The following is a 25,589-nucleotide window of genomic DNA, read 5'->3' on the forward strand; positions in this document are numbered from 1 at the left end:
GCCGGGTGCGGCGGGCGGAGGCCGCCGCGGTCGTGGCCGAGGCGCACCCGGCCGTGGTGGCGCTCGCGGGCCAGCCGCCCGCCGACGAGGCGGTCACCGACCCGCGGCCCGGTGCGGACCGGATCGTCCTCGTCCCGACCGCCGGGCGGATCGCCGTCTCGGTCCCCGTCGCCACCGCGCCGCCGCGGCACGCGCGGGCGGACGACCCGACCGATCAGGCTCTGTCCACTCAGCGCGTGTCCGACCAGGAGCCGGTCACCGTGGGCCAGTCGGCCGGGGGTGTCGAGTCCCAGAGCCACGCCCAGGCGAGCTCGGCCGTCGACGAGCCGTCGGACCGCTCGGCGTCGTTCGCCGCGCGGTACACGACCACCCGCTCCCGGCGGTAGTCCGGACCCTCGTAGGCGTCCAGCGCGGGCATCGCGCCGGCCGGGTCGGCGAGCGTGACGACGTGCCCGCGTGCCACCCCCTCGCCCGGGACCAGCGCGGGATAGCCGCGCCCGGTGTCCACGACCAGCCCGGTCCCGACGGCGGGTGCGGTGCCGGTGGCGTGCGGCGCGAGCCGCCACCACGCGGACGCGCCCGGCTGCAGGGTGCCGTAGGTGAAGACGCGGTCCGGCCACGAGCGCGGGTCCGGGCAGCCCTCGACGATCTCCGCGGCGTCGTCGGGCACTCCGCCCGGCATGCCGGCGAGGAGACGGGCCGCGTCCTGCGACACGTCCCGCACCCGGACCGGCGCCCCGTCCACCAGCAGCGGCGACCGGTCGGTGCGCGGGGGCTCACCCGGTCGGCGCGGCGCGGGCCAGTACCCCAGGACCGGGTCCAGCCGCGCCCCGCGCTCGTCGACCACCGTCGCGGTGTGCAGCCACGCCAGGTCGTACCGGGTGCCGCGTCCCTCGCACCGGTCGAGCACCGCGACCTGCTCCGGGGTCGCCAGCCAGAGGTGGTGCACCTCCGGTGCGGCCGTACCACCCACTTGTGTGCCGTCCAGCGTCAGCATGGCCGCACTGCTGACACGTGGGGGAGGGGACGGGACCACGGCGAGCGTGGCCGGGCGGGCGTCGTCCCGGACCCGCAGGCCCGCCGCCCACACCGCGGCGACGCCGTGCACCGTCACCCGCAGCGCCACCACGGGGCCGGGCAGCCCGAGCTCGCGCCGCAACCAGGTGATCTTCGACGGGCACGCGTTCGACCCGAAGGCGAGGACCGGCACGCGGGCGGCGAGCGGCACGTCCACCAGGTCGTCGACCCCGGTGGAGCCGACCCGCCAGCCGCCGCGGGACCCGTCGTCGGGAACGAGCGGGTGGGTCAGACCGTCGGCGTGCAGGAACGAGAAACCCGGCGCGACCCCTGGGTAGGGGTCGGCCGGGTACTCGTGGTCGGGGTGGGCGATCAGTAGCCGCGCTCGCGGTACTCCTCGAGGCGCGCGGCCTCGTCGCCGACCTTCGTCGTGTCGCCGTGCCCGGTGCGCACGATCGTGTCGCCGGGCAGCGAGAAGACCTTGTCGGCCAGCTGCTCGATGAGCACGTCGAAGTCCGAGTACGACGGTCCCGTGGCGCCCGGGCCCCCGTTGAACAGGGTGTCGCCGGAGAACAGGGTGCCGATGTCGGGGGCGTAGAACACCGTCGAGCCGGGGGAGTGCCCCGGCGTGTGGATCGCCCGCAGGTCGATCCCGGCGATGGTGAACGTCTCGCCGTCGGTGATCTCGCCGTCCGGCTCGCGGTCGGGGTAGGTGAGGTCCCAGACCACCCGGTCGGCCGGGTTGAGCAGGATCGGCGCGTCGAACGCGGCGGAGATCGCCGGGGCCGCGTTCACGTGGTCGTTGTGCGAGTGCGTGCACAGGATGGCCACGACGTTCCGGTCGCCGACGGCCTTCTTGATCGCCTCGGCGTCGTGCGGGGCGTCGAGCAGGATCACCTCGGAGGAGTCACCGAGGATCCAGACGTTGTTGTCGACGTCGAAGGAGTTGCCGTCGATCTGGAACTGCCCGGACGTCGTGATGTGCTCGACGCCCTCGCCGATCTTCTCGGCCGGCATCAGAGGATCACCACCGAACGCAGCACGTCGCCGTGGTGCATCTTGTCGAACGAGGTCTCCACGTCGTCGAGCGAGATCCGCTCGGTGACGAACTTGTCGAGCGGGAACCGGCCCTGCAGGGCGAGGTCGACCAGCATCGGGAAGTCCCGGCTGGGCAGGCAGTCGCCGTACCAGGACGAGGACAGCGACCCGCCGTGGGAGAAGAACGGCTGGAAGTCGGCCTCGAGCTTCATGTCCGGCGACGGCACGCCCACCAGGACCAGTCGGCCGGCGAGGTCGCGGGCCTCGAAGGCCTGCTTCCAGGTGGCCGGGATGCCGACCGCGTCGATGACGACGTCGGCGCCGAAGCCGTCGGTGAGGTCGCGGATGCCCTGCACCGGGTCGGTGTTCTTGGCGTTGATGGTGTGGGTGGCGCCGAAGCCCTTGGCCCACTCCAGCTTCCGGTCCTCGGTGTCGACCGCGATGATCGTGGTCGCCCCGGCCAGCGCCGCGCCCGCGATCGCCGCGTCGCCCACGCCGCCGCAGCCGATGACGGCCACGGTCTCGCCGCGCTGGACCTTCCCGGTGTTGATCGCCGCGCCGGCGCCGGCCATGATCCCGCAGCCGATCAGCCCGGCCTGGGCCGGATCGATGTCCGGGTTGACCTTGGTGCACTGCCCGGAGTGGACCAGCGTCTTCTCGGCGAACGCCCCGATGCCCAGGGCCGGCTTGAGCTCCTCGCCGGTGTCCTTGAGCGTCATCGCCTGCGCGGCGTTGTGGGTGTCGAAGCAGAGGTGGTGCTTGCCCTTGCGACAGGCACGACAGACCCCGCAGACCGCGCGCCAGTTGAGGATGACGTAGTCGCCGACCTCCAGGCCGGTCACACCCTCGCCGAGCGCCTCCACCGTGCCCGCGGCCTCGTGGCCGAGCAGGAACGGGTAGGCGTCCTCGATGTTGCCCTCGCGGTAGTGCAGGTCGGTGTGGCAGACCCCGCACGCCTGGATCGCGACCACGGCCTCGCCGGGCCCCGGATCGGGGATGACGATCGTCTCGACGGTGACCGGCTTGCCCTTCTCCCGGGACACCACGCCCCGGACCTCCTGCGGCATTCTCGCCCTCCACGTCGTCGGCTCATGCGCTCATGCGTTCGCGTGCAGGGTTCCACGTGACGCGGGGCACTACGCAAGAGCGCGCCCGGAAACGACCACGGGCGGCCACCCCCGGTGAGGGGTGACCGCCCGTGGCGCGCTCGATCAGACGTGCAGGATCAGACCCGAGCCCTGGCCGCCGCCGCCGCAGAGGCCGGCCGCACCGATGCCGCCGCCGCGGCGCTTGAGCTCGTGGGCGAGGTGGATCGCGATCCGGGCGCCGGACATGCCGACCGGGTGGCCCAGGGAGATCGCGCCGCCGTCGGGGTTGACCCGCGCCGGGTCGACCCCGAGCTCCTGGGTGGACTGCAGCGCGACCGCCGCGAACGCCTCGTTGAGCTCCAGCATCTCGAGCTGGTCGGGCTTCAGGCCCTCGCGCTCGAGGGCCTTGAAGATCGCCCGCGAGGGCTGCGAGAGCAGCGAGTTGTCCGGGCCGGCGACCCAGCCGTGGTGGCCGATGCGGGCGAGGACCTCGAGGCCGAGCTCCTTCGCCTTCTTCTCGGACATGACGACGGCGGCCGCGGCACCGTCGGAGATCTGCGAGGAGGAGCCCGCGGTGATCGCGCCCTCCTTGTCGAAGGCCGGGCGCAGCTTGCCCAGGCCCTCGGCGGTGGTGTCGCCGCGGACGCCCTCGTCCTCGGTGACGACGACCGGGTCGCCCTTGCGCTGCGGGACCGACACCGGCGCGAGCTCGGCGTCGAACCGGCCGTTCTTGGCCGCGTCGGCGGCGCGCTGGTGCGAGGAGGCGGAGAACTCGTCCATCGCCTCGCGGGTCAGGCCGATCGCCTTCGAGAAGCGCTCGGTGGAGGCGCCCATCGACTCCTGGTCGTAGACGTCGGTCAGCGCGTCGTACTCGGTGGCGTCGAGAATCTTGCCGCCGCCGTACTTGTAGCCGCGGCGGGCCTTCGGCAGGAGGTAGGGCGCCGCGGTCATGGACTCCATGCCGCCGGCGACGACGACGTCGTAGTCGCCCGCCTGGATCATCTGGTCGGCGAGCGCGATCGCGTCCAGGCCGGAGAGACAGACCTTGTTCAGCGTGAACGACGGCGTCGACATCGGGATCCCGGCGTCGGTCCCGGCCTTGCGGGCCGGGTTCTGGCCGGCCCCGGCCTGGATGACCTGGCCCATGATCAGGTACTCGACCTGGTCACCGGAGATGCCGGCCTGCTCAAGGGCCTTCGCGATGGCGGTGGTGCCGAGCTGCTGGGCGGTGAGGTCGGCGTACGCCCCGGAGAGCTTGCCGATCGGCGTGCGGGCGCCGGAGACGATGACGGAGCCGGGCATGGACTTCCTCCTGGACGTTGTCGGGGGTTCTCACGATCACGACGTCGGGTGAGGACCACGACGACCGCCGGGTCCTCGAACCTACCCGTGTCGGGCCCCGCACCCCAGGGCCGAAGGTGCCCCCGAGGTGCAGGACCGCTCACGAGGATCGGTTCAGTGCGCGGTGACCCCCGAGTAGCGCGCCACCTCGTCGAGCAGCGGCGGCCACTCCTGGCGCAGCGCCTGGTTGCCCATGAACAGGCCGAGGTGCCCGCCGGGGGCGGTGCGCTTCCAGACCTGGTCGGAGGGGGTCGACACCGCGTCCGCGGCCCGGAAGACCTGGACCGGCGGGGTGATGTGGTCGGTCGCGCCGCCGAGCAGGAACAGCGGGCAGGACAGGTCGGCCATGTCCAGGCGCTTCCCGCCGACCTCGAGCCGGCCCTCGATCAGCTCGTTGCCGGAGAACAGGTGCTCGACGAGCCAGAGGTAGAACGTGCCGGGGACGTCCTGCGTGTGCTTGAACCAGTCCTCGAAGGCCTGGTAGCGCGCGATGGCGGTGGGGTCGTCGAGGTGGCGCAGCAGGTCGACGTGCTTCGCGATCTCGGCGTCCGGGCTCATCGCGATGAAGCCGTTGAGCACGAACTGGCCGGGCATGTTGCCGCGACCCATCGCGACCATGGTGCGGTACGGGAGCTTCCCGTAGCGCCGGGTCAGCACCCGCGACGAGGCGCCGATGGCGGTGTCGCCGGCGTGGAAGTCGATCGGGGCGCCCGCGAGGGTCAGGGTGTTGACGCGCTCCGGGTGCACGCAGGCGTAGATCGTGGAGAGCCACCCGCCCTGGCAGTCGCCGACGAGGTTCACCGTCGTGTGCCCGGTGCCCTCGAGCGCGGAGTCCACGGCACGGTCGACGACCGCGACGTAGTCCTCGATCGTCGTGCCCTTCGTGGCCTGCGTGGCGCCGACCCAGTCGAGGGTGAACGCGCGCGTCAGCCCCGCCTGCCGGATGACCTGCATCTGCGACTGGGTGGGCTGGAAGTCGACGATGCACGAGTCGTGGCCGGCCTGCGGCGGCAGGACCAGCGTCGGCACGACGTCGTCGGTCGCCCCGGCGGTGAAGTCGCGCAGCCGCGCGATCGGGGTCTCCCAGACGACGGTGTGCTCGGTCGACCAGGACGGCTTCCGGCGCCCGAGCACGTGCCGCCACCAGCGGGCGGCGTCGTAGACGGTGCGGTGCGGGGTGGCGGCCTGGGCCAGGGCCCGGGTGGTGACGTAGGCCCCGCCCTCGACGAGCGCGGTGGTCGCCTTGCGCAGCGTCTCGCCGCGGAAGGTCCGCAGGTAGGCGGCGGGGTCGACGGGGTCGATGGCCGGGGCGTCGGGCGCTCCGGTGGCGTCGGTGGCGTCGCTGACGGGGGCGGTGGTCATGGGGGCCTCCTCCTCACCCAGCCCGCGACCGTGGATCGCCGGGCGGCCGGGTCGGCCCCCGGCCACGTCGCCAGGCTGCTAGGCGAACCGTATGTCCGCTAGGGATGGTTCGCAACGCACCCGGCGGAGCGGGGAGGGCCGTGACCTGGACGAACGGTCGGAGTGTCGTCACGGCTGTGTCCCAAGACGCACGAAGGTGTGTGACGGCTGACACCAATGGGCAGGCTGAGGCGCGGGGTGAGCCGCGGCGGACGCGGACGATGACGACGGAGAGGGTGTCGTGATGGCGGACATGACAGGTCAGGTCGCCGTGGTGACCGGCGGTGCACGGGGCATCGGCAAGGCGATCTCGGAGCGACTCGCCAACCGCGGGTGCAAGGTGGCGGTCGGGTACTCGAGCGGACGCGACGCCGCGGCGGAGCTGGCCGAGAAGTACCCCGGCATGACGATCCACCAGGGCAACATCGGCAGCCGCGAGGACTGCGAGCGCGTGGTCCAGGAGGTCTACGACCAGCACGGGCGCATCGACATCCTGGTCAACAACGCCGGCATCACCGCGGACAAGATGCTGCACAAGATGGAGGTGGACGACTGGGACAAGGTCGTCCAGGTCAACCTGTCCGGCACGTTCTACATGTCGCACCTGGTCTTCCAGCACATGCGCGAGCGCGGGAGCGGCCGGATCGTGTCGATCTCCTCGGTGATCGGCGAGCGCGGCAACGCCGGGCAGGCGAACTACGCCGCGACGAAGTCCGGTCTGTTCGGCCTGACGATGTCGCTGGCCATGGAGGGCGCGAAGAAGGGCATCACCGCGAACTGCGTGGCGCCCGGCTACATCGAGACCGACATGGTGGCGGGAGTCCCGGAGTCGGCGCTGGAGAAGATCGTGGCCCAGGTCCCGGTCGGGCGCCTCGGGCAGCCCGATGACGTCGCCCGGGTGGTCGAGTTCCTGTCCGACCCCGACTCGAACTACATCACCGGGCAGGTCTACTCGGTCAACGGCGGGCTCTTCATGTCCTCCTGAGCGGGCCCGAAGGCCCCGCCGAGCTCGTCGCAGATCTCGTCGAGCGCGGCGGTGGCCGCCCGGCACATGCCGGGGAAGGTCATGAACCCGTGCACGGCCCGGGCGTGGTCGGAGTGCCGCGTCGGCACCCCGGCCGCGCGCAGCCGGTGCGCGTAGGCGACCCCGTCGTCGTGCAGCGGGTCGACCTTGGCGGTGATGACGAGCGCCCGCGGCAGGCCGCGGTGGTCGGGCGCCAGCAGCGGGGAGCAGAGCGGATCGGTGGCGTCGCCGTCCGGGCCGAGGTAGTTCGCGCAGAAGACGTCCATGTCCGCCTTCGTCAGCAGCGGCCCGCGCTCGAAGGCGGCCGTCGAGGGCGCGTCCAGGGTCAGGTCCACGACGGGGTAGATCAGCACCTGCGCGTCGATCCCGGGGCCGGACTCCCGCGCCATCATCGCGACGACGGCGGCGAGGTTGCCGCCCGCGCTGTCGCCCATCACCGCGACCCGGTCGGCCCGCCCGCCGAGCGCCTCGGCGTGGCGGACCGCCCAGACCAGCGCCGCGTACCCGTCGTCGCGACCGGCCGGGTAGGGGTGCTCCGGCGCGAGGCGGTAGTCGACGGACAGGACGAGCGCGCCGATCCGCGCGGCGACCTGGGCGCAGAGCCAGTCGGACTGGTCGAGGTTGCCCAGCGACCCGCCCCCGCCGTGGTAGTTCACGACGATCGGCAGCCCGTCCTCCCGGCGGCGCCCCCCGGGCAGCGCGCCGTGCGGGCGGTAGAGCCGCAGGGTGGTCGGATCGGGGTCGGTGCCGCCGACCTGCCGGAGGTCGACCCGCAGGTCGGTCAGCGAGACGTCGGCCGGCATCGGTCCGAAGACCCGGGACGTGACGACGTTGTGCGTCAGACGCCGGCTGCGGGCGCGCGCGAGGGCGGCGGGGTCCATGCGGCTGATCGCGATCACGCCGGCCCGGTCGGTGAACCAGGTGAACAGGCGGGTGCGGACGTCGATGTCGACCGCCGCGTCGTGCCCGCTCACGTCACGGTCCTCCCGCGCCGGGCGGAGGCGGCCGAGGCCCGGTCGGGACGGCGACCGCGGCGGGGTCGGCTGCGCGTCGGGCAGCGTGAACGGCTGCGTCGTCGGACCCGTCATCACGCCTCCTCTCCCTCGCTGGGCGGTGCCACGGGACGTCCCGCCCGTTCGGCGGTCGACGAGGGCATCGCTGCTCCGTTCGAGAACGTGACATCGATCATGGCCGCCGCGGGTTCCCGCCGCCAGGCGATGGCGGTCGCCCGTTCGTGGTCGCTCGGTGACCGGTGTCCGGATGACGTGCGCCCGGGTGGGTGACGGCGCGTCGGGACGACGACATGCCGTCACGGCCGGACGAGCGGGTCGGCCGGCGGTGATCCTCGTCGCGCGGGCGAGCTCGCCCGGCCCGAGCTGCTAGGGTGCTGAATCGAACGAGGGGGAGTAGCTCCCAACACCGCGGTCGACACGCTGATCGCGCCCCGGACCCGTCCGGGGTGTGGATCCGGTCGCGGCGGCCACCGTCCACCGGTGGCGGGCGAGACCTTCGGTACCGATCCGTTGCACGTACGGGTCGGGCCGGAGACCTGTGCCCGAGGCCCTCCGGTCCGTCCCGGAGGACGAGAGGACCCTCGTGAGCCCCATCGTGGCCACGTTCCTGGCCGCCACGGCCGTGAGCTTCGCCGTGATCTTCGTGGCCGAGCTCGGCGACAAGAGCCAACTCATGGCGCTGACCTTCGCCACCCGCTTCAAGGCGCTCCCGGTGCTGATCGGGATCACCGTCGCCACCGCGGTGGTGCACGCGGTGTCGGTGGGCGTCGGCTACCTGCTCGGGGCGGCGATCCCGACCTTCTGGATCAGCCTCGTCGCCGCGGTCGCCTTCGTCGGGTTCGGGCTGTGGACGCTGCGCGGCGACGAGCTCACCGCCGACGAGCAGACGAAGGCCCGCCGCTCCGGCGGGTCCGCGGTGGCCGCCGCCTCGGTCGCGTTCTTCCTCGCCGAGCTCGGCGACAAGACGATGCTCGCCACCATCACGCTGGCCACGCAGTACCAGGGCTGGGGCGGCGTGATCGGCGTGTGGGCCGGATCGACGGTCGGCATGGTCGTCGCGGACGGGCTCGCGATCGCGGTCGGGCGGCTGCTCGGGCGCAAGCTCCCGGAGAAGGCGATCCGGATCGGGGCCGCGGTGCTGTTCTTCGCCTTCGGGATCTGGCTCGCGGTCGAGGCGCTGGTGACGCGCTGACCAGGCGCGTCGTTCAGGAGCCCGAGGCCAGCGACGAGGCCGCGTCGCGGCTCGTCGCGATGACGACGTCGTCGTAGAACACCGAGCCGTCGGCGTCGATGTCGGACGAGCGGTACAGCCCGGTCTTCAGGTAGGAGACCTCGTCCGGGTAGAGCGTGCCGCCCCGCGGCCGGTAGTCCGACACGACCTCGCGGCCGTCCTGGACGACGTCGACGCTGCCCTCGTCCGGGTCGTCGGAGAAGTGGACGCGCAGCACGAGGTCGGTACGCGCCCCGGTCCGTGCCGGGCCGATGTCGCGCGTCCAGTGCTCGCCGATGCCCTCGCCGCCGTCGAGCACGAACCGGCCGCCGCGCACCTGCACCGACAGCGGGGGGCTGCCGTCCCCGGAGTTCTTCCACTGTGCGATGACCTGCCAGTCGGAGGTCCCCGCGGGGAAGTCGGGCGGCAGGTAGACCGCGAACCCGAACCAGTACTCGTCACCCGGGCGGAAGCTGCGGTACGCGGGCTCGAGCTCCGAGCGGGTGCCGCCGGCCGGGACCGAGTACTCGATCGCGGCCCGCCCGGGCACGTCGGGAGAGGAGACGGCCCGTGGGTCGTCTCCGTCGTCGGTGTTCCACGGCGTCACGCGGTAGGAGTCCAGCGCCGAGGCCGTGTCCGTGCCCGACCGCCAGACGACGCCCTGCCCGGTCGGCCCGGAGGACGGGCCCCGGGACGACGAGTACGGCTGCGCGCACCCGGCGACCAGGAACGCGAGGACCACCCCGACCACGAGCGGCAGGGCGGGGACCCGGGACAGGGAGCGCACGTCCCCCAGGCTACGGACGCCGGGGTGAGCGGCCGGTCTCGTCAGGCGGTGCCGGTCACCCGCAGCCGCACGTGCCGCTCCACGAGGATCGGCAGGAACGAGCGGATCCGGGCGCCGGAGAGGCGGGCGGACGCCTCGGCGACGGCGCTGCGGACGGTGTCCGGCGCGACGCCCTCGGCGGACCAGCGGGCGACGAGGCGCTCCTCGGTCTCGGCCAGCTGCGCGCGGTCGTCGGGGGCGGCGGCGGTGGTGGACTGCGGCATTCCCGTATTCAACGACCGGACAGCGGCCGGGCACCAGAGAACGACTCGTGACTCACAGGATCTCCACGCACGGGCGGCGGGAGCACCTCGACACCCACGGAGCCACCCGCGGCGAGGGCCGCTCCGACGGGGTACGAGCGGGCCGCGGCGGGCAGCGGTCCCTCGTCCCCGGACAGCACCACCGACACTCCGGCGGGCTCCGCGTCGGGGGCCGGCTCGAGGCCCAGGCGGCGCAGGGTCTGCCCGGCGACGGCCCCCGCGCTGTCGTAGAGCCGCACCCCGGGGAGCGCCGCGGCGATCAGGTCCGACACCAGCGGGTAGTGGGTGCAGCCGAGCACGATCCCGGTGACGTCGTCGGGCGTCCGGGCGGCCCCGGCGTCGACGGCGGCCGTGATCGCCGCCGGGTCCGCGGTCTCGACGGCCCGGGCCAGCCCGGGGCACGGCACGGCGGTCGCCTGGCCGGGCGCGGCGAACAGCGCGACCAGGTCCGCCTGGTAGGCGCTCGCGCTGGTCGCCTCGGTGGCCCAGACCCCGAACGGCTCGCCCGAGGCGGCCGCCGGCTTGATCGCCGGCACGGTCCCGACGACGGGTCGGGCCGGTTCGAGCTCGGCGCGCAGCGGGACGAGCGCGTTGACGCTCGCGGTGTTGCAGGGGACGACCACCGCGTCGGCGCCCCGGGCGATCGCGAGCCGGGCCGCCGTCAGGACCCGCTCGACGATCCACTCGCCCGGCCGGGCGCCCCACGGCATCCCGTCGGGGTCCATCAGCAGGTCGAGGTGGGCGTCCGGGCGCAGGTGGCGGAGCCATCCCGCCGTCGGGAGCATGCCGAGACCGGAGTCGATGAGCGCGATGCGCACGGCCCCGAGAGTAGCGGGAGCGCTACACCATGGCGGCGCTGCCCACCTCCGGGTGCGCGCGGAAGAACTCGACCATCGGCCCGACGTGGTCGGCGAAGGACGGGCAGGAGACGCCGACCTCGGCCAGGAGCGCCGTCGTCGCCGCGGTGTCGTAGAGCGTCGGGTGGGTGAGGTACTCCAGCGTCGACGAGGGAACCTGGAACAGCCGGCCGACGCCGGGGACGTGGTCGATGGAGAACGCCGCCAGCGGGGTCGGCATCGGCACCACCCGCAGCCGCTTCCCGCCCTGCGCCGCGAACGCCTCGCTCATCTGCGTGACGGTCGGCGGGTGCGGCTGGGCCAGGGCGACGGTGCGCCCGACGGCTGCGTCGTGCCCGGCCAGCGCAGCGATCCCGTCGACGACGAAGTCCGACGGCACGAGGTTGAACGCCACCCGGTCGGCACCGCGGGGCAGCGGCATGAACGCCGTCGAGCCCTGGCGCAGCAGCAGCTGCAGCACGTAGTACGGCCCGTCGAACTTCTGCGTCCGCCCCGTGGTGGAGTCGCCGACCACCAACGGGCGGTAGATCGTGACCGGCAGGCCCGCGTCCCGGGCCTTCGCGACGATGCGCTCGGCCTCGTGCTTGGTGTGGTCGTAGTGGTTCGCGAACGGCTGGCCGAGCTCCAGGTCGTCCTCGAAGAAGAGCCCGTCGTAGCGGCCCGAGACGTAGCAGGTCGAGACGTACTGCAGGCGGCGCAGCCCGTGCCCGTCCGCGGCGCGGCGCGCGAGGTCCACGACGTGGCGGGTCCCGTCGACGTTGACCCGCCAGGCGATCTCGGGTGCGACGGAGAGGTCGTACACCGCGGCCAGGTGGAAGATCTCGAGCTGCTCACCGAGCAGCCGGTCGGTCACCGCGGGGTCGAGCCCGAGACCCGGCGTCGTGATGTCCCCGACGACGAGGTCGGTGCGGCCGGCGATGTCCGGGTCGTCGCGTTCGAGGTCCGCGAGCGCCTCGCGGGCCCGGCCCAGCCAGCGCTGCTGGACGAGCGCGACCGCGCGGGCGTCGGGGTCGCGGCGCAGGGTGCGCGGCAGGAGGGCGGAGCCCAGGAAACCCGGGAACCCGGTGAACAGCACGGCACTCACGCCTGTCTCCTCTCGGACGCCGGGAGGCTATCCGGTACCGGGCGTACCGCGACATGAACTCCGGCACAGCGATCGCGAAGGGTGTCATCGGGCGCGCCGTGGGGCATCTTGGCGCCCAACGGACGTCGCGCACCGCCGCCGGCGTGACGAGGGCGGAGAGAGGGACGAGATGGCAGAGCGGATCGTGGTCGTCGGTGCGGGGTTCGCCGGGCTGGAGACGGTGAAACGTCTCGAGAAGGTCCTGCGGCACGAGATGGCCGACGGCTCGGTCGAGGTCGTCCTCGTCGCCCCGAACGACTACATGCTCTACCTGCCGCTGCTGCCCCAGGTCGCGGCCGGCGTCATCACCGCCCAGTCGGTCACCGTGCCGCTGCCGCGCGCGGTGAAGCGGGCGCACCGGCTGCCCGGGACCGTCGTCGGGGTCGACCTGGAGCGGAAGAACTGCGTCGTGCGCAAGATCTCCGGCGACGAGGTCGACCTGCCGTTCGACCGGATCGTGCTGGCCCCCGGGAGCGTCACCCGCCAGTTCGACATCCCCGGCCTGGAGGACCACGCCCTGGGCATGAAGAACCTCGCCCAGGCCGCCTACCTGCGCGACCACGTGCTGGCCCAGCTCGAGCTGGCCAACGCCGCGACCGACGACGAGGAGCGCGCGGCCCGCTGCCGCTTCGTGGTCGTCGGCGGCGGCTACGCCGGCACCGAGACCGCCGCGTGCCTACAGCTGCTCACCGAGTCGGCGCTCAAGCGGTTCCCGCGGCTCGACCCGGGCATGGTGCGCTGGACGCTGGTCGACATCGCACCGCGTCTCATGCCCGAGCTCGGGAAGCGGCTCGGCGAGCAGGCGCTGGACCTGCTGCGCCGGCGCGGCGTCGAGATCAAGCTGGAGACCGGCGTCAAGGACGTGACCGACGAGGCCGTCACCTTCTCCGACGGCGAGGTCGTCGCCTGCCGGACGCTCGTCTGGACCGCGGGGGTCACGTCCAGCCCGCTGGTGAAGAACCTCGGCGTCGAGCTGAACCGTGGCCGCGTCCGGGTCGGGGCGGACCTGCAGATCGAGGGGCATCCGGGGGTGTTCGCCCTCGGGGACTGCGCCGCCGTCCCCGACCTCACCCAGGACGACGCCGACGCGATCTGCCCGCCGACCGCGCAGCACGCCTCGCGGATGGCGACGACGGCCGCCGACAACGTCGTGGCCTCGCTGCGCGGTGAGCCGCTGACGCAGTACAAGCACCACGACCTCGGGCTGGTGGTCGACCTCGGCGGGACCCAGGCCGTGGCGCACCCGCTGAACCTGGAGCTCAAGGGTGCGCCCGCGCAGGCCGTGACCCGCGGCTACCACCTGTTCGCGCTGCCCCTGATGCGCACGCGGGCCCGCGTGGTGGCGAACTGGATCCTCCACCTGTTCGGCGGCGACGACTTCATCCGCATCGGCTTCCTGTCCGACCGCAAGGCCACCGTCGACGAGTTCGAGGGGACGCAGTCCTACCTGTCCCACGACGAGATCCGGGCGCGCGCCTCCTGAGCCGCCGTAGGCTCGCGGGAATGCCCCGCCTCGACGACGTCGTCAGCGCCGACGGCACCCGGATCCGCTGGTGGGACAACGATCAGGTCGGTCGTCCGGCGCCGGACGTCGTGATCTCCAACGGGCTCGGCGCCTCCCCGGCCGCGTGGCCGTGGCTGGGGGGCGACGGCCGCCCGTCGTCGTCGACGCCGCGGGCCGTGACGTGGCACCACCGCGGTCTCGGAGGCTCGGACCGGCCCGCGGACCCGGAGCGGATCCGGATCGCCGACCACGTCGACGACATGTTCGCGGTGATGGACGCGGCCGGCATCGACTCCGCGGCGGTGGTCGGGTGGTCGGTCGGGGTGGCGGTGGCCTTCGAGGCGGCGCGCCGCGCCCCCGAGCGGGTCTCCTCGCTGCTGGTGCTGGGCGGGGTCGCCGGTGGCGGCTTCCGGGCCGGCCCCTCGTGGGCGCCGGAGTTCCTCTCCCGCGGGCTCTCGACGGCGAGCGCCTGGTCGCTGCGCGTGGTCGGTCCGCCGGTGGCCGGACTGATCTCGCTGCTGCCGCGCAGCCTGGACGCCTCGACGATGGCCGCGTTCGCGCCACCCCCGCTGCAGACCCTGGCCGAGGTCGCGCGGGAGTTCTCCCACCACGACTGGACGTGGTTCTCGCAGATGGTGCTGGCGGCGGGGAAGGAACCACCGATCCCGGTCGACGCGGTCCGGGTGTCGACCACGGTCGTCGCGGGCGAGTTCGACACGATGGCGCCGGTCGAGGACATGGTCGCGCTCGCCGACGCGGTCCCGGGCGCCCGCCTGGTCCGGGTGCCCGGCACGCACTTCGTGCCGCTGCAGTTCCCGGACCTGCTCGCGGCGGAGCTCGACCGGCTCAGATCCTCGTAGCGACGAGGCGCAGCGCGAGGTCGTAGCCGAGCGTGCCCGCCCCAACGATCACGGCGGTGGCCACCGGCGAGACGTAGGAGTGGTGCCGGAACTCCTCGCGGGTGTGCACGTTCGAGATGTGCACCTCGACGACCGGCCCCGGGATCGCGGCCAGCGCGTCGCGGATCGCCACCGAGGTGTGCGTGTACGCCGCGGGGTTGACGACGACGGCGGCGAAGTCGCTCATCGCCTCGTGGATCGCGTCGACGAGCACGCCCTCGTGGTTGCTCTGCCGGGCGTCCACCTCGAGGCCGAGCTCGGCGCCCAGCGCCGTCGCTCGCTCGTTCACGTCGGCGAGGGTCTCCGACCCGTAGACGTCGGGCTCGCGCCGCCCGAGCAGGTCGAGATTGGGCCCGTGGAGCAGGAGCACCCGACGCGGCCCTTGCGCTTCACGATTCTGCGACACGGACACTCCAGACGATCACACAGCGATAACAACAGGTGTGTGATTCGAGGGTCAAGGTCCCGGGCGGGGACGCCGATGGAAGGACAGCGCCCACCGTGGGCGGCCCTGCCGCAGGGGGCAGGACTGGGACGGGAGTCTGTATGAGGACGGTTCTGATCTGCGACGACCGGCGCAGTGTCCGCGAGGGCCTGACCCGTGTCATGTCGGCCGTGCCGGGGGTGCAGCGCATCGACTGCGTCGCCACCCCGGAGGACCTGCTCGCCCGGTACGCGCGCCAACCCGTCGACGTGGTCTTCGTCGGCACGCAGCGCGCGGTCAGCTCGGGTGCGGAGGCCACGCGCCGGCTCGTCGCGGCCCACCACCAGGCGAACGTCATCGTCTTCGGGGCCCCCGACGACGCCGGCAGCATCGCCGCCGCCATCGCCGGCGGGGCCCGCGGCTACCTGCGCTGGGACGCCTCGCGTCCGGAACTGGTCGCCGCGCTCGCGTCGACGACGATGGGCGACGTCTTCCCCGCGCAGCGCCAGTCCTCGGAGCCCGGCGCCGGCATCAACCTCACCGAGCGCGAGATGCAGGTGCTCCGGGGCATGAGCCAGGGCAAGAGCAACGGTCAGATCGGGCGCGAGCTCTACCTGTCCGAGGACACCGTGAAGACGCACGCGCGTCGGCTCTTCCGCAAGCTGTCCGCCTCGGACCGCGCGCAGGCGGTGGCCCAGGGCTTCCGCTGCGGCCTCGTCAGCTGAGGCACCCCCACCCGCGTGCGGTGCACCGGACGACCCGCCGAGTCGGAGGCGGCGGCGTCGGACCCGGAGCGCGACGACGGGAGGTCTCCGCGGGCTCGCGTCCGCGGCGCCGGGAGCACGTCCGACCGGGCAGGGTCCGGACGTGCTTCCTGCTCGGGCCCGCTCAGCCCTGCAGCGGGCCCACCATCGCGGCGATCCGGTCGTCCCGGATCTCCGTGCGGCCGCGACGCAGCGCGCCGAAGCGGTGCCGGATGCCGTCGGGACCGGCCAGCCACCCCTGGTAGGCGTCCAGGCGGTGGTCCTGCCGCCCGCCGTCGTCGTCGGTCACGGTGACGAGGTAGCGGGTGTCGCGCTCGAAGCGGTAGCGCGGCGTGGGCGGGGTCGTCAGTTGCCTGGCCATCGCGGCCGATCGTACGGGCCCGGACGGAGCATGCGGCGCTTCTGAGGTGCGCGTCGCGTGGCGGACGGAACTCGTCCGCCTCCTGCGGCACGATCGGTCCGTGCTCGAGACGTCCGCCCGCCTGCTGCGCCTGCTCTCGCTCCTGCAGAGCCGGCCGGAGTGGTCCGGCCCGGAGCTGGCGGAGCGCCTGGGCATCTCGGTGCGCACCGTGCGCCGGGACGTCGACAAGCTCCGGTCGCTCGACTACCCGGTCGAGGTCGACCTCGGCCCCACGGGCGGCTACCGCCTCGGCGCAGGGGCCGCCCTGCCGCCGCTGCTCCTCGACGACGACGAGGCCGTGGCGGTCGCGATCAGCCTGCAGACGGCGGCCGGGTCGGGTGGCGTGGGCGTCGCCGGGCTCGGCGAGACCGCGGTCGCCGCCCTGGTGAAGCTGGAACGCATCCTCCCCGAGCGGTTGCGTCGGCGGGTCGCGGCGGTCGGGGTGTCCACGGTCGCCCCGCTCCGCCCGACGCCGTCGGTCGAGCCGGCCACGCTCGTCGCGGTCGGCGCCGCGTGCCGCGACCGCCGGGTCCTCGAGCTCGACTACACCGCCTTCGACGGGACCGGTTCCCGACGGCGGGTCGAGCCCCACCACCTCGTCTCCTGGGGCCGGCGCTGGTACCTGCTCGCCTTTGACCTCGGCCGCGACGACTGGCGCACGCTGCGCCTCGACCGGGTCGTCCCCCGCGTCGCCCCGGACGGCCTCGCCACCGGGCCCCGTTTCACCCCGCGTGCCGTGCCCGGGGGCGATCCGGCCGAGTACGTGGCCTCGAAGGTCCGGGACGTCCGCCCGCTGCGCTGCCGGGCCCGGGTGCACGCGGGCGTCGACGAGGTGCGTGCGCGCATCTGGACCGACCAGGTGCGCCTCGAGGACCTCGGCGACGGCACCTGCCGCGTGCACCTGTCCGCGGACGAGGTGCACGGCGCCGCGGTCATCCTGGTCGCGATGGGCCTGGAACTCGAGGTGGAGGCGCCCGACGAGCTCGCCGTCGCGTGCCGCGAGATGGGCGAGCGCAGCCTGCGGGCGGCCGGGGCGCAGAAACTCCCGGCCCGGGGTTGCGCACCAGCGGAGGACTTAGGCTAGGCTCACCTCAACGAGATCGACCGAGAGTCGAATCTCCGCACAGACCGGCCGCGAGGGTGTTGTGGTGGCGCCCGAGGTGGCTGCGCAAGAGGAGGGCGCCGGGCTCGAGGGACGAGCCCGGCGCCGTCCTCGTCATCGTAACCCCTGAGGCCGATGACGGCCCGGTGTGCCGCGAGCGCAGGGTCGGCGGCCCGGAATCCTGCGTCATGTCGCACTCGGTGCGGCATCGAGCCGGCCGGCCCCACCTTGTCGCGGTCTCCTGACGGGCTCGGTTCACCTTGTCACTGGGATTCAGCACGACAAGGTGAGTCGGGACTGCCGGAAACCCGCGACAGGGCGATCGAGGGACGGCCCGTCGCCCCGCCGGGTGTTGCCCGTACCGCGAGTGCGACGTCAGGCAGGGTCGGCGGCCCGGAAACCTGCGTCATGTCGCACTCGCCGAGGATTTCCGAAACCGCACCCACGGCGCGAAGCGCGCTCCTACCGTGAGGACGTCGATCATCCGACGAGCGTGAGGAGCAGCGGATGTCCCAGCCGTTCGACGCCGCCACGGGCGCGATGCAGGGCGGGGCCGCGCAGCTCGAGGCGGCCGGGAGTCAGGTGGGGTCCGCGGGCGGGCAGGCGTCCGGGGCGGCGTCGTCGGCGGGCGGCGGGGTCAACGGCGGAGCGCTCGCGGGCGCGTTGAGCGCGCTGGGCGCCGAGCTCGCGGCGAAGGCGCAGGAACTGGCGGCGGCGGCCTCGGCCACCTCGGCGAACGTGAGCGCCGCGGCCGCGGGCTACCAGACCTCCGACGCCGCGGCGAGCCGTGCGATCGACGGCGCCGTGCCGGGCTAGAAGCGGGCGCCGGCGTCGGCCGCGGCGGCGTAGAGGCCGAGGACCCCGGCCAGCAACGGCAGCACCGCCACGGCGGCTGCGGTCTCCAGGCGGGCCAGCAGCCGCTGCGTGCGGGGCCGGCGCCACCACGCGAGCACCCCCTCGTCGGTGACGGAGGCCGTCCGCAGCGCGCCGCCGAGCCCCACGAGTGCCCCGATCAGCGCGACGCCGACCGCGACCACCACCGCCCGCGCCCCCGGCCCGCCCGTGAGCACCACCGACCAGCCGGTCCCGGCCAGCCCGACCGTCCCCGCGCCGATCGCCGCGGCGGACTCCACCACGAACACCGAGCGCCGGGCCCGCAGCACCGCGGTGACCGACACCGCCGCACAGAGACCGAGGACCATGCCCCCGCCCGACGAGGTCGCGAGGACCCACAGGCCCGCGGCGGCCGCCGTGCCGCCGGCCAGCGCGGCCGTGTCGACGGTGCGCCGGGTGGCCTCGGCGAGCTCGACGAGGTGCTCGGCGTCCGCGCGCGGCTCGATCCACGTGCGGCCGCGGGTGACGAGCCACGGCAGCGCCAGCACGAGGACCAGCCACACCGTGAGCCCGACGGCGATCGCCCGCGGCGTCGGGAGCACCCCGCCCGCGACCAGCGCCGACGGCAGCGAGACCCCGATGCCGAGCGCGCCCGCCCCGGCCCACCAGGGCCCGCGCTCGCCCACGACCAGCCAGGCCGACGCCGCCCCGACGGCGAGCGCGGAGCCGGCCAGGGTCAGCACGAGCGGGAGCCCGCCGCGCGCGACGAGGCCGCCCGCGACCCCCGCCGCCGTCCACGCGGCGAGCGACGCGAGCCCGGCACCGAGCGTCGGCAGGTCGGCGACCGGGTCGGCGTCGAGCGGCGTCGTGGGGCGCGACCGTCGCTGCAGCGCGGCCAGCCCGAGCAGCATCAGCGCGAGCACCAGCGGCACCAGCGGCCCGCCGGGGAGCGCCAGCGACAGCGCGGTGCCGACCGCCGACACCGCCACCAGCAGCGCCGTCACCAGCACCCCGACCCGCCGGGCGGTCCAGCGCGGCACGCGGGCGGCACCCTCGGCGAGTGCGACCAGGCCGTCGTCGACCGGCTGCGCGGGCCGGGGCATGGGCCAGGGCCCGAGGTGCAGGACGTCGCCGTCCCGCACCCCGGCCGCCTCCAGGGAGATCCCCGGCGGCATCGGGCCGGCGCCCGTGCGGTGCAGGTACCAGGGACGCCCGTCCGCGCCGCGGACGAGCGGAGCCCCGGGCAACAGGCGCCCGGCCAGCTCGTCGACGACCTCGGCGACGCTCGCGCCCGCCGGGAGGGCGGCGTCGACGGCCCCCTCCGGCCCCCGGACGCGCACCGTGCACCACGAGCCGTCGGGCGCGTCCCAGGTCGCGGACGGGGAGGGCTGACGGGCCATGGCCATGAACGACATCCTCGTCCACCGACCCCCACGCGGTGGGCCGGTTCGACCAACTCCGGAGCCCGTCCGGCTCGTCGAGCCGCCCGCGAGCACCGGCGGCGGCCCGCCCACGCCGTGGACCTACGCGCTGTTCCCCCTCCTCGGCAGCGGCGGCATCCTGGTCTTCGCGATCGTCAACCGGAACCCGGTCTACTTCCTGGCCGGCGGCATCTTCGTCCTCGGCGCCCTCGGCATGGGCGTCATGATGTTCCTGCAGACGCGCGGGCGGACCACGGAGCAGGGCACGGACGCGCGGCTGCGCTACGTCGCGCACCTCGCCGACGTCCGCGCGCAGCTACGGGCGGCTGCGGACGACCAGCGCCGCGTCGCCGAGGAGCAGCACCCCGACCCGCCGTTGCTCGTGGGGTTCCCCGACCGCGCCGAGCGGCTCTGGGAGCGCCGTCCCGACGATCCCGACTTCCTGGTCCTCCGGGTCGGCCGGGCCCGCGTGCCCGGGGTCGCGGCACCCGCGCCGGGCGAGGCCGACCCGAACCAGCCCCGCGACCCCGGGACCGAGGCGGCGGCGACCCGGCTGGTGGAGCGCCTGGGACCCGTGCCGGACGTCCCGGTCGCCGTCCCCGTGCGCGGGGCGGTCGCGATCGCCGGCGACCCCGTCCGCGGACGGGCCCTCGCCCGGGCGGTGCTCGCGCAGCTCGCGGTGCTGCACGCCCCGGACGACGTGCGGGTCGCGGTGTGCTGCCCCGAGGGACCCGACGCGGCGACGGCCCGCGCCGCGTGGGACTGGGTCAAGTGGCTGCCGCACGCCCGGCACCCGTCCGGCGGGGGCGCGGACGGCACCGGCCTGCTCGTCGCGGAGGACCCCGACGGCCTGCTCCACCTGATCGGCGCCGAGCTCGACCGCCGGCGGGCGGGTGGGCGCTCCCCGTTCCCGACGTCGGGTCCTGCCGGACCCGCGCTGGTCGTCCTCGTCGACGGGCCCCTGCCCGTGCCGGACCCGTTCGACGAGCTGCCCGCGCTCGGGATCGGGGTGCTGCACGTCGTCGCCGACCCGCTCGACCGCCCGGCCGCCGCCGACGTCACCGTGCACGTCGGCGCCCGGCACGGCCTCGAGATCCGCCGCGGCCGGGACGGCGCACCACCGGCGCACCTGGCCCCGCTCGCCGTCGCGACCGACCTGGTGCCCGACGTGCTGGGGCTCGCCGAGGCCGAGACGCTCGCCCGCCGGCTCACCCCGATGCGCCTCTCCCGCCGGCCCGGCCGCGCGGCGCTGTCCGAGGTCAACGGTCTGGCCGACCTGCTCGGCGTCGACGACGTAGCCGCACTCGACCCGGCCGTCACCTGGGCCCGCCGCCCGGAGTCCGAGCTGCTGCGGGTGCCGCTGGGCGTGGACGGCGAGGGCGTGCCGGTGGAGCTCGACCTCAAGGAGGCCGCGCTCTCGGGCATGGGGCCGCACGGGCTGGTCGTCGGGGCGACCGGGTCGGGGAAGTCCGAGCTGCTGCGCACGCTGGTCACCGGGCTCGCGGCCACGCACCCGCCGGACGACCTCGCGCTCGTCCTCGTCGACTACAAGGGCGGCGCGACCTTCGCCGGGATGTCCGGGCTGCCCCACGTCGCCGGGTCGATCACCGACCTGGAGGACGACCCGGACACGGTCGAGCGCTTCGGCGACGCCCTGCGGTCCGAGCTGCGCCGGCGCGAGCAGCTGTTGCGCGACGCCGGGCTCGCGGGCATCCGCGAGCACCGCCGGCTGCGCCTGGCGACCGGCGGGGACGACGTCGGCCGGCTCCCGCACCTGCTCGTGATCGTCGACGAGTTCTCCGAGCTGCTCACCGCGCAGCCGGAGTTCATCGACCTGTTCGTGCAGGTCGGGCGCGTCGGGCGGTCGCTCGGCGTGCACCTGCTGCTCGCCACGCAGCGGCTCGAGGAGGGGCGGTTGCGCGGGCTGGACTCGCACCTGTCCTACCGGCTCGCGCTGCGGACCTTCTCCGCCGCGGAGAGCCGCACCGTCATCGGGAACACCGACGCGTTCGACCTGCCGCCCGTGCCGGGCTCGGCCTACCTCAAGGTCGACACCAGCGTCTACCGGCGACTGCGGGTCTCGACGGTGTCCGCGCCCTACGTCGAACCGGTCCGCGGTCGCGTGCGGCACCCGCACGCCCGGGTCTTCCGCGCCTTCGACGGGCGCGGCGGGGCGGGGGACGAGCTCCCGGCGCTCGGCCTCGACCTATCCGACCCCGGACGACGGTCCACGCTCGACGTCGTCGTCGACCGGCTCCGCGACGCCGCCGAGCCGGTGCACCAGGTCTGGCTCCCGCCGCTGCCCCCGGCGATGCCGCTGACGGCGGTGCTGCCCCGGCCGGAGCTCGTGGCGGGCACCGGCCTGCGCGCCCCGCGGCCGGGGCCGCTCGCGGTCGGCGTGGGGATCGTCGACCGGCCCGATCGGCAGTCCCAGGAACCGCTGGTGGTGGACCTGTCCGGCACCGGCGGGCACCTCGGGATCGTCGGGGCGCCGCGGACCGGGAAGAGCACCGCGCTGCGCACGCTGGTGACGGCGGCCGCGCTCACCCACACCCCCGACGAGCTCGCGGTCTACGCGATCGACCTCGGCGGCGGCACCCTGTCCGGGCTCGAACGGTGGCCGCACGTCGGCGGGGTCGCGGGCCGGACCCGGCCCGACGTCGTCCGCCGGCTCGTCGCGCAGGTGGAGTCGCTCGTGGCCGAGCGGGAGCGCCGGGTCGCGGAACACGGATCCGGGGCCGAGCGGCACGAACCGCCGTCGAGGGACCTCGCCGCGTATCCCCCCGTCGCTCCGCTCGCCCCGGTCGCGGCACCCGAGCCGGACGTCCTGCTGCTCGTCGACGACTGGGGCGCCCTGCGGGCGGAGTTCGAGGACCTCGAGCCGCGGCTGACCGCGCTGGCCGCGCGCGGTCTGGGCCACGGCGTGCACCTGGTGGTCACCGCCGGGCGGTGGTGGGACATGCGCCCCGCGCTGCGCGACGCGCTCGGCACCCGGATCGAGCTGCGCCTCGGCGACGCGGCCGACTCCGTGATCGACCGGCGGGCCGCGCGGACGGTCCCGACGACGCCGGGTCGCGCGCTCGTCGGAGCCGGCTACAAGGCCCAGCTGGCGCTCCCCGTGATCACCGACGACGCCGGGCGCACCGAGGACGCCGCGACGACGGCGGGCCGTGCGGCGGCGGCGTGGTCGGGTGCCGGTGCGCCGCCGATCCGCATGCTGCCCGCGCGGGTGCCGATGGCGGAGCTCCCGCCCGGCGCGATCGGGCGCCGCGAGAGCGATCTCGCGCCCCTGCCCCTGGACCTGCTCGACGGACGCGACCCGCACCTGCTCGTGTTCGGCGACGCCGGGTCGGGCCGCACCGCGACCCTGCGCGCCGTCGTGCACGCGCTGTGCGCCGCGCACCCACCCGAGCGGCTGCGCGTCGTCGTCGTCGACTACCGCCGCGCCCTGCTCGACGCCGTCCCGCCCGAGCACCTCTCGGTGTACCTGGGCTCCGCGCCCGCGGCGGCCCGGACGCTGCCGGCCGCGGCGCAGAAGATGGCGGCCCGCCTCCCCGGCCCGGACGTGACGCCCGCCCGGCTGCGGGCGCGGGACTGGTGGGAGGGCCCGCACATGCTCGTGGTGGTCGACGACCACGACCTCGTCGCGACCCCGAGCGGGGACCCGCTGGCGGCGCTGCTGGACCTGCTGCCGCAGGGCCGCGACATCGGGCTGCACGTGGTGCTGGCCCGCTCGGCCGCCGGCGCCTCGGCCGGGATGATGCAGCCGGTGCTGCGGCGGCTGCGCGAACTGGGCGGGCCCGGCCTACTGCACTCCGGGCCCCGCGACGAGGGGGCGCTGCTGCACGGGGTGCGGGCGAAGGACCTGCCCGTCGGGCGCGCGCAGTACGTCACGCGCCGGGCCGAGCCGGAGACGGTGCAGATCGGGTGGGTGCCGGAGACGGCGGAGTGACCCGCCGTCCCCGGCCCGCCGTCAGACCTGGAACGACTGCATCGCCGCCCGCTCGGTGTCGTTGTAGCCCTGGTTCGCGCCCGCGGTCGACTGCCCGAGCTGCGCGAGCGCGGACTGCAGCTCCTGCCAGCCCGCGTCCCACTGCGCCTGCGCCGCGGCGTACGACTCGCGTGCCGCGCCGTCCCACGTGGCGAGCATCGGGGCGATGTCGGAGCGCAGCTGCTGCATGCGCTGCTCCATCGTCGCCGCGCCGCCCTGCACGTCGGCGACCGCCGTGTCCAGCGCGCCGAAGGAGACCTTGATCCGGTCGGCCATGGTGGTTCCTCTCAGAAGCCGGGGACGGGGACGTCCATGGCGGCCCCGGACTGGTTCAGTCGCGTGCTCGCGTCCGCGTCGCTGGACTCGTAGCCGCCCTGGGCGCGCTGGACGAGGCCCGAGATCGTGTCGAGGGCCGCGTTGAGCTTCTGGTTCGCCGCCTCGTAGCGCGCGTGGGCGCCGGTGAACGCGGTGTTCCCGTCGCCCATCCACTGCCCCTCGAGCGCGCCGAGCTTCCCGCGCAGGGCGGTGAGCTCGGAGCGGATGTCGGCCACACCGGCCACCATGCGCGACTGCGACTGGGCCATCGTCGCGGTCGAGACGTCGTACTGCCCCGCCATCAGGGCCCCCTCCCGGATCGGTACCGCGGACACCCCGAACCATGACCGACCGGATCGGCGCGTGGGTGCCGTTTCGAGAAACTCAGTCCGGGACGGCCAGCCGGGGCCCGGCGGCGAGCAGCGCGAACCAGCCTGGCCTGATCGGCAGCACCTGCTCGCGCGCGTAGCCCAGCGCGCGCAGCGCCTCGTCGTCGTCCACCCCGAACCCGAGCCCGGCGTCCACCAGGACGATGCCCTCGGGGTCGTCCCGCCGTGCCGCCGCGTCGAACCCCGGCGGTGCCAGCAGCGCCCCCCCGCCCGGCGGGACGTGCCAGGTCACCCGCGCCGGCCGTTCCCCGCCGGCGAGCAGGCGTTCCGGACCCGCCGCGAGACCGGGCGAGGCCACCGCCCCGAACACCTGCAGCGTCGGGGAGTCGCCGCCGCGGGTCACGCACGGCACCACGGTGTCCTCGCGCGCCGGCACCACCGGCGGGGCGCTGGGGACGTCGGCGATCCCGGCGACGGGTCCGGCCGGCAGCGCCAGCACCTCGTCCGGGACGACGGTGCGCGCCGGGGTGGGCAGCAGCCGGGCCGTGGTCTCGTCGGCGACGAGGCGGGCGCGGCCCCGGTCGAGGACGTAGCGCGCGCCGTCGGTGGTGGCGACGACCGCGCCCGGGGCCTCGCGCGGCGACAGCGTCCCGCCCCGGGGGAGCAGGCCGAGCCACGGCCCCGGCACCTCGCGCACCTGGGTCGGTGACCAGCCGAGCAGCGGCAGTGCCCCGGGGTCGACGGGGTGCGCGCGCCCCCCGGCCACCAGCACCGTCCCGGCCGTCCCCGACGCCCGGGCGAGGAACCCGGTGAACGCCGTGGCCGGCCCGACGACCGGTCCCGCGTAGACCGCGACCCGGTCCGGGGCGTCGCGGTCCGGGCCGGTGGCGCACGCGGCGAGCGGCACCGGCGCGCCGAGCGCCGGCGGGAGCTGGGGGAGACCGTCCCCGGGCAGCGCCGTGCCCACGGGCATCGTCAGGACCCGGGAGTGCGGCACGAGCACCGGCTCCCCCCGACGACCGCCGGCGAGCAGGGCCGCGGTCAGCGTCGGGGCCGGGCGCAGCAGCCCGTCGGTGGCCAGGTAACGGGCGCCGGTCTCCCGGTCGACGACGACGGCGCCCTCGTCGCGCCAGCCGTCGGGCGGGCGGTCGGTGAGGAACGCGGACGCCGCCGAGATCGCGGCGACGAGCACCACGACGACCACCCCCACCACCAGCGCGGCGTTCGGCCGGCGGGGGACGTCGTCGATCGCGAGGTCGTCCCCGCGCACCAGGGCGGCGACGCCCCGGCGGCGCTGGAAGTCCTCGGACTCGATGAGTTCCCGCCTGCCCGCCACGCCCGTGGATGCTGACGAATCGGACCGCGCGGCGGGGGCGGAACGGGCGAACACAAGGCGTTTGTGACG

24 protein-coding genes are annotated in these 25,589 nt (G+C 74.9%); 8 read left to right on the top strand and 16 right to left on the bottom strand.

Annotation, left to right across the window (positions count from 1 at the left end; all coding sequences use genetic code 11):
- Positions 1-229: 229 nt before the first annotated feature.
- The 5 genes from QRT03_RS07470 to QRT03_RS07490 all read right to left on the bottom strand — a co-directional run bounded on the left by QRT03_RS07470 (position 230) and on the right by QRT03_RS07490 (position 5,846).
- Positions 230-1,234, bottom strand: a complete 1,005-nt coding sequence (locus QRT03_RS07470; protein WP_286051895.1) for a gamma-glutamylcyclotransferase family protein — start codon at positions 1,232-1,234, stop codon at positions 230-232.
- Positions 1,235-1,389: 155 nt separating this feature from the next.
- On the bottom strand, positions 1,390-2,034 hold the full coding sequence (locus tag QRT03_RS07475; RefSeq protein ID WP_286051896.1) for an MBL fold metallo-hydrolase: 645 nt from the start codon (positions 2,032-2,034) through the stop codon (positions 1,390-1,392).
- Positions 2,034-3,122 (bottom strand): S-(hydroxymethyl)mycothiol dehydrogenase, encoded by a 1,089-nt coding sequence (locus QRT03_RS07480; protein ID WP_286051898.1) that lies wholly within the window; start codon positions 3,120-3,122, stop codon positions 2,034-2,036. The genes QRT03_RS07475 and QRT03_RS07480 overlap by 1 nt, the downstream gene beginning before the upstream one ends.
- Positions 3,123-3,266: 144 nt before the next feature.
- A complete protein-coding gene (locus tag QRT03_RS07485; protein WP_286051900.1) occupies positions 3,267-4,445 on the bottom strand; it encodes an acetyl-CoA C-acetyltransferase in 1,179 nt (392 codons plus the stop codon).
- Positions 4,446-4,598: 153 nt separating this feature from the next.
- Positions 4,599-5,846: an alpha/beta fold hydrolase gene (locus tag QRT03_RS07490; protein WP_286051901.1), complete on the bottom strand. Its 1,248-nt coding sequence runs from the start codon at positions 5,844-5,846 to the stop codon at positions 4,599-4,601.
- Positions 5,847-6,129: 283 nt separating this feature from the next.
- Here QRT03_RS07490 and QRT03_RS07495 point away from each other — a divergent pair, with 283 nt between their 5' ends.
- A complete protein-coding gene (locus QRT03_RS07495) occupies positions 6,130-6,870 on the top strand; it encodes a beta-ketoacyl-ACP reductase (RefSeq protein ID WP_286051902.1) in 741 nt (246 codons plus the stop codon).
- Here the strand turns inward: QRT03_RS07495 and QRT03_RS07500 are convergent.
- Positions 6,834-7,997 (bottom strand): alpha/beta hydrolase, encoded by a 1,164-nt coding sequence (locus QRT03_RS07500; RefSeq protein WP_286051903.1) that lies wholly within the window; start codon positions 7,995-7,997, stop codon positions 6,834-6,836. The two genes, QRT03_RS07495 and QRT03_RS07500, sit on opposite strands and share 37 nt — an antisense overlap.
- A 508-nt stretch (positions 7,998-8,505) precedes the next feature.
- On the opposite strand from QRT03_RS07500, the gene QRT03_RS07505 reads away from it, so the two are divergent.
- Positions 8,506-9,114, top strand: coding sequence for a TMEM165/GDT1 family protein (locus QRT03_RS07505; protein WP_286051904.1), 609 nt, complete (start codon positions 8,506-8,508; stop codon positions 9,112-9,114).
- A 13-nt stretch (positions 9,115-9,127) separates the two neighbouring features.
- On the opposite strand, the gene QRT03_RS07510 is transcribed toward QRT03_RS07505, so the two are convergent.
- The 4 genes from QRT03_RS07510 to QRT03_RS07525 are packed head-to-tail and all read right to left on the bottom strand — an operon-like array spanning position 9,128 to position 12,162.
- On the bottom strand, positions 9,128-9,919 hold the full coding sequence (locus QRT03_RS07510) for a polysaccharide lyase family 20 protein (RefSeq protein WP_286051905.1): 792 nt from the start codon (positions 9,917-9,919) through the stop codon (positions 9,128-9,130).
- Between the two features lie 41 nt (positions 9,920-9,960).
- Positions 9,961-10,182, bottom strand: a complete 222-nt coding sequence (locus QRT03_RS07515; protein WP_286051906.1) for a three-helix bundle dimerization domain-containing protein — start codon at positions 10,180-10,182, stop codon at positions 9,961-9,963.
- Between the two features lie 8 nt (positions 10,183-10,190).
- Complete coding sequence (locus QRT03_RS07520) at positions 10,191-11,039, bottom strand: glutamate racemase (protein WP_286051907.1); 849 nt, start codon at positions 11,037-11,039, stop codon at positions 10,191-10,193.
- 22 nt (positions 11,040-11,061) lie between these two features.
- Positions 11,062-12,162 (bottom strand): SDR family oxidoreductase, encoded by a 1,101-nt coding sequence (locus tag QRT03_RS07525; RefSeq protein ID WP_286051908.1) that lies wholly within the window; start codon positions 12,160-12,162, stop codon positions 11,062-11,064.
- A 169-nt stretch (positions 12,163-12,331) separates the two neighbouring features.
- On the opposite strand from QRT03_RS07525, the gene QRT03_RS07530 reads away from it, so the two are divergent.
- Both QRT03_RS07530 and QRT03_RS07535 read left to right on the top strand, forming a co-directional pair.
- Complete coding sequence (locus QRT03_RS07530) at positions 12,332-13,684, top strand: NAD(P)/FAD-dependent oxidoreductase (protein ID WP_286051909.1); 1,353 nt, start codon at positions 12,332-12,334, stop codon at positions 13,682-13,684.
- Positions 13,685-13,704: 20 nt separating this feature from the next.
- Entirely contained in the window at positions 13,705-14,565 is an 861-nt protein-coding gene (locus QRT03_RS07535) for an alpha/beta fold hydrolase (protein WP_286051910.1), read from the top strand.
- On the opposite strand, the gene aroQ is transcribed toward QRT03_RS07535, so the two are convergent.
- On the bottom strand, positions 14,552-14,974 hold the full coding sequence (aroQ, locus tag QRT03_RS07540; protein ID WP_286051911.1) for a type II 3-dehydroquinate dehydratase: 423 nt from the start codon (positions 14,972-14,974) through the stop codon (positions 14,552-14,554). The genes QRT03_RS07535 and aroQ overlap by 14 nt on opposite strands.
- A gap of 176 nt (positions 14,975-15,150) precedes the next feature.
- Between aroQ and QRT03_RS07545 the strand changes: the two genes are divergently transcribed.
- Positions 15,151-15,753 (top strand): response regulator transcription factor, encoded by a 603-nt coding sequence (locus QRT03_RS07545; RefSeq protein WP_286051912.1) that lies wholly within the window; start codon positions 15,151-15,153, stop codon positions 15,751-15,753.
- Between the two features lie 163 nt (positions 15,754-15,916).
- Here the strand turns inward: QRT03_RS07545 and QRT03_RS07550 are convergent, their stop codons facing one another.
- Entirely contained in the window at positions 15,917-16,153 is a 237-nt protein-coding gene (locus QRT03_RS07550) for a hypothetical protein (RefSeq protein WP_286051913.1), read from the bottom strand.
- Positions 16,154-16,253: 100 nt separating this feature from the next.
- Here QRT03_RS07550 and QRT03_RS07555 point away from each other — a divergent pair, with 100 nt between their 5' ends.
- A complete protein-coding gene (locus QRT03_RS07555) occupies positions 16,254-17,276 on the top strand; it encodes a helix-turn-helix transcriptional regulator (RefSeq protein ID WP_286051914.1) in 1,023 nt (340 codons plus the stop codon).
- 525 nt (positions 17,277-17,801) lie between these two features.
- Entirely contained in the window at positions 17,802-18,110 is a 309-nt protein-coding gene (locus tag QRT03_RS07560) for a hypothetical protein (RefSeq protein ID WP_286051916.1), read from the top strand.
- On the opposite strand, the gene QRT03_RS07565 is transcribed toward QRT03_RS07560, so the two are convergent.
- Positions 18,107-19,534 (bottom strand): EsaB/YukD family protein, encoded by a 1,428-nt coding sequence (locus QRT03_RS07565; RefSeq protein WP_286051917.1) that lies wholly within the window; start codon positions 19,532-19,534, stop codon positions 18,107-18,109. The two genes, QRT03_RS07560 and QRT03_RS07565, sit on opposite strands and share 4 nt — an antisense overlap.
- On the opposite strand from QRT03_RS07565, the gene eccCa reads away from it, so the two are divergent.
- A complete protein-coding gene (gene eccCa, locus QRT03_RS07570) occupies positions 19,527-23,501 on the top strand; it encodes a type VII secretion protein EccCa (protein ID WP_286051918.1) in 3,975 nt (1,324 codons plus the stop codon). The two genes, QRT03_RS07565 and eccCa, sit on opposite strands and share 8 nt — an antisense overlap.
- 21 nt (positions 23,502-23,522) lie before the next feature.
- Here eccCa and QRT03_RS07575 read toward each other — a convergent pair whose 3' ends face one another.
- The 3 genes from QRT03_RS07575 to QRT03_RS07585 all read right to left on the bottom strand — a co-directional run bounded on the left by QRT03_RS07575 (position 23,523) and on the right by QRT03_RS07585 (position 25,520).
- Positions 23,523-23,816 carry a WXG100 family type VII secretion target gene (locus QRT03_RS07575; RefSeq protein ID WP_286051919.1) on the bottom strand — a complete coding sequence of 98 codons (294 nt, stop codon included), beginning with the start codon at positions 23,814-23,816 and terminating at the stop codon, positions 23,523-23,525.
- An 11-nt stretch (positions 23,817-23,827) separates the two neighbouring features.
- Positions 23,828-24,157 carry a WXG100 family type VII secretion target gene (locus QRT03_RS07580; protein WP_286051920.1) on the bottom strand — a complete coding sequence of 110 codons (330 nt, stop codon included), beginning with the start codon at positions 24,155-24,157 and terminating at the stop codon, positions 23,828-23,830.
- An 82-nt stretch (positions 24,158-24,239) separates the two neighbouring features.
- On the bottom strand, positions 24,240-25,520 hold the full coding sequence (locus QRT03_RS07585; protein WP_286051921.1) for a type VII secretion protein EccB: 1,281 nt from the start codon (positions 25,518-25,520) through the stop codon (positions 24,240-24,242).
- Positions 25,521-25,589 lie beyond the last annotated feature (69 nt).

It is taken from the genome of Actinomycetospora termitidis, from assembly GCF_030286555.1.
In the GTDB taxonomy this organism is placed as follows: domain Bacteria; phylum Actinomycetota; class Actinomycetes; order Mycobacteriales; family Pseudonocardiaceae; genus Actinomycetospora; species Actinomycetospora termitidis.